Origin of the sequence: Collinsella sp. LCP19S3_H3, from assembly GCF_052119145.1 — a bacterium.
Taxonomy (GTDB): Bacteria; Actinomycetota; Coriobacteriia; order Coriobacteriales; family Coriobacteriaceae; genus Collinsella.
In genome coordinates, this window is the sequence record NZ_JBQKFW010000025.1 from 1 (window position 1) to 3,685 (window position 3,685).

4 protein-coding genes are annotated in these 3,685 nt (G+C 62.9%); all 4 read left to right on the top strand.

Annotation, left to right across the window (positions count from 1 at the left end):
• Nucleotides 1-132 precede the first annotated feature (132 nt).
• The 4 genes from ACTQZF_RS09020 to ACTQZF_RS09035 are packed head-to-tail and all read left to right on the top strand — an operon-like array spanning nt 133 to nt 3,553.
• The gene (locus ACTQZF_RS09020) at nt 133-567 is read left to right on the top strand and encodes a hypothetical protein (protein WP_441555095.1); all 435 of its coding nucleotides are present in this window, start codon (nt 133-135) and stop codon (nt 565-567) included.
• Complete coding sequence (locus ACTQZF_RS09025; protein WP_441555096.1) at nt 548-2,176, top strand: hypothetical protein; 1,629 nt, start codon at nt 548-550, stop codon at nt 2,174-2,176. The genes ACTQZF_RS09020 and ACTQZF_RS09025 overlap by 20 nt, the downstream gene beginning before the upstream one ends.
• A gap of 22 nt (nt 2,177-2,198) precedes the next feature.
• On the top strand, nt 2,199-3,266 hold the full coding sequence (locus ACTQZF_RS09030) for a hypothetical protein (RefSeq protein ID WP_441555097.1): 1,068 nt from the start codon (nt 2,199-2,201) through the stop codon (nt 3,264-3,266).
• Entirely contained in the window at nt 3,263-3,553 is a 291-nt protein-coding gene (locus ACTQZF_RS09035) for a hypothetical protein (RefSeq protein WP_441555098.1), read from the top strand. The genes ACTQZF_RS09030 and ACTQZF_RS09035 overlap by 4 nt, the downstream gene beginning before the upstream one ends.
• The last annotated feature ends 132 nt before the right edge of the window (nt 3,554-3,685 follow it).

Here is a 3,685-nt window from a genome sequence, read left to right on the forward strand (position 1 = left end):
GCACAAAACAGTCCGGCGGGTTCAAATTTTTCCCAAGCGCGGTGAGATGCCGCGCTCTCGTTCTCTGCCGTGAGATGCGGCAAAGGAGGCTCCAGAATCATGGCGAAAGGTGCTCGTATCCGCTCTGGGCCTATGCCGGACGAGAACTCTGCACGGTCTGATGCTCGCGGCTACAGGCTGGAGGATTTGCCAGCGTCCGGCTATGACGGCCCGGTGCCCGACTTTCCACTGCCCAACGTGACTGATCGTGAGTCTGAGGTATGGGAGTGGGCGTGGCGGACTCCGCAGGCGTGCGCGTGGTCGATGGACGTGTCGGGGTGGCTGGTGCGTTCGGTGGCGATGTGGACTCGGCTGTCTGTCCGGTGTGAGGACGCCACCGTGTCGGCCCCGGTGCTGGGGCAGTTGCATCGTTTCGCTGAGCACATCGGCTTGACGCCTGCTGGTTTGGCAGCTCTGGGGTGGAAGATCACAACCCGCACCGCCTCGTCAGTCGAGGCTGAGGCTGCGACGCCGAAGCGGTCTCGCGGCTCGAAGCTGAGAGCGATCAATGGCGGCCTCGCTTCCTGACGATGACTGGTCGGTTGCGTGGCCAACTCTGGGGTATCTGTCTGCTGACTGGATCGAGGCCCACTGCCTGGTCGCTGACGGCTGGTCGATGGGTGAGCCGTTTGTGCATGACGGCTGGCAGTTGTGGTGCACACTCAACCATTACAGGGTGAAGCCGAAGGCGGTGTTCAACCAGGCCCGCCCGGTGGGTGCGCCAGCGTTCCAGTATCGCCGTTCGCAGGTGGTGGGGCCGCAGAAGACGGGGAAGTCGCCGTGGGCTGCGTCGCTGATCCCGTTCGAGGCTGTCGGGCCGTGCATTTTCGCTGGCTGGGCTGTTGGTGGCGAGCGGTATCGGTGTGTCGATCATGGCTGCGGTTGCGGGTTCGTCTACGCCTACGATGCGGGTGAGCCGATGGGTATTCCGCGGCCGGTGTCCCGCATCCAACTGTTGGCGACGGCTGAGGATCAGACCGACAACATTTACGCGCCGCTCCAAGAGATGATCAGGCGCGGCCCGCTGCAGGAGCTGATGCGGGTTCGTGAGGATTTCATCCGCACGCCGAACAATGGCGAGGTGTTGCCGATCACGGCTGCACCGAACTCGAAGGTGGGCGCTCCCATCCATTTCGCGGTGGCGGATGAGTCAGGCCTGTACACGGGCAAGCTGATCAAGGTGTGGCAGCATATGCGCCGCGGCTTGGCGGGTATGGGTGGTCGTGGCCTGGAGGTGACGAACCCGTGGGAACCGATGGAGAACTCGGCGGCTCAGCAGACGTTTGAGTCATCATCGAAGGATATTTTCCGGTTCTACCGCAGGCCGCCCACTGACCTGAGGTTTGAGCTGAAATCTGAGCGGGCGAAGATTCTGCGGTTTGTGTATCGCGGGTCGCCGTGGGCTGATCTGGAGGCAATCGAGGCCGAGTGCGCCGAGTTGATGCACACCGACCCGGCGCAGGCGAAGCGGTTCTTTGGGAACATGCTGGTGCAAGGCTTGGGCGCGTTCCTGCCTGAGGCTGTGGTGGAGGCTGCTGAGCTTGCGGTCGACGTGCCGGACGGCGCGGCGGTGTGTGGCGGGTTTGACGGGTCACGGTCGAGCGACTGGACGGCGCTGCGATTGCAGACGATTGACGGGCATCGGTTCACGCCAACGTATGGGCCAGATCAGCGTCCAGCGGTATGGAACCCAAGGGAGTGGCCGGAGGGTCGTATCCCTCGCGGCGAGGTTGATGCCGCCGTGGATGAGGTGATGCGCCGCTACAGGGTGGGGCGCATCTACTGCGACCCGCGGCACTGGGAAACGCAGGCCGATGCGTGGGCGTCGAGGTTCGGTGACGATGTGGTGCTGCAGTGGCCGACGAACTCGATTGCGCGCATGTTTCCAGCACTGGTCAGGTACCGGGAGGACATGGCCGAGGGGTTGACGACGCACGCCCCGGATGAGGTGTTCAAGGCTCAGGCGTTGGCGGCCCGGATGGTCGCGAAACCGGGCGACAAGTTCATTCTCGGCAAACCGGCTGAGCATTTGAAGATCGATGTGGTGATGGCTGACGTGCTGGCGCACGAGGCTGCCGCGGATATGGCGGCGGCCGGTTGGTCGACCGAAGCCAAGGAAACGATTTTCTTCCTATGAGTCGCGAAAGGGGTGGCTGCGTGTGCTGAGTGTTGACGAGCTGCAAACTCTTGACCGGCTGTACCTCGACCTACGTTCCCATCGTGATTCTGACGACATGCTGCTGTCCTACTACGACACGGAGCATGCCTTCACGCATATCGGGTTGGCGTTGCCGCCTGAGTATCGCCGCGAGTATGACGTGATCACGTCGGGGGCGGCTGTGGTGGTGGACTCTGTGGTTGATCGCCAGCAGATGCGCGCCCTCGTGCTCCCCGGCGAAGAGGAGGCCGATGACCGGTTGCGCGCTATCTGGGATGCGTCGAACGGCGACGTGCAGCTCGCGATGTTCAATCGGGATCGCAGACTGTTTGGTCGGGCGTTCCTGACGGTGGGCGGCAATAACAAGAATCCAGATCTGCCGTTGATCCGTGCCGAATCTCCGCGTGAGATGGCTGGCCTTGTTGATGAGCGTCACGAGATGGTGACGGCGGCTGCACGGTTCTACGGCGTGGATGCCATGACTCGACGCACCCCTTGTTTCGCGACGCTGTATCTGCCTGATGAAACGGTGTGGGTTGAGTGGTCGCCGCGTACCGGCAAGTGGGTCGAGGTCGACCGCGACCATCACCGGATGGGTGTCGTCCCAGTGTTCATGCACCTCAACAAGAGGGTTTCAGGGTCATGGGTTGGGAGAACGGCGCTGACCAGGGGCCTGCGGTCGATCATCGACAGCTCGTGCCGGAATCTGACGAACCTGCAGTTCGCGGTCGAGTCGCATGGCATCCCCCGCATCTTCATGACCGGGGTCGTGAAGGGCGATTTTGTTGACCCGAAGACTGGTGAGCCGTTGCCGGTATGGGCCGCCTACTACAACGCGATTCACACAATCACAAACCCGCAGGCGAAGGTCGGACAACTCACCGCCTCCGATTTGAAGAACTTCCGCGCCGCCCAGGAGGCGTATGCGATCGAGATGTCGGCGGCGACGGGCTTCCCGATCTCGTATTTCGGGCTCTCGACAGCGAATCCTCCGGCTGAGGGCGCGATCGTGGGCGAAGAGAAACGGCTTGTGCGTACCTGTGAGGCGGAGAACTCCGAGGTGGTATGACTGTCGGATGGGCCGCTGCGCTCGCCTATCAGATCGCGACTAAGACGCAACTCCCCGGCAACAGGGTGCGGGTGGATTGGCACAATCCGGCGACCCCGACGGTGGCGCAGCGCATGGACGCGGTCGTGAGGGCCAAGCAGTCCGGCATCGTGTCCCGAGAAGGCGCTTGGGATGAGTTGGGGTGGTCGCCCGCCCGAAAGCGTCGCGAAGAGGGATATTTCCGTAACGAGGCGAACCTCGACCCTGAAATGCAGCTCGCATCGGAGCTGATACGTGGGACCGGCTGACAGTTTCCATCTGGCGCAGATCGCGACCGGGCGCGGCGTCGAGGTGCTGGTGTCGCGGATTTGGCGTAACGGCATGCGGCGTCCTGAGGATTGGCCGGATGTGTCGCGGCGACTGTCTGTGACGGTTGCTGC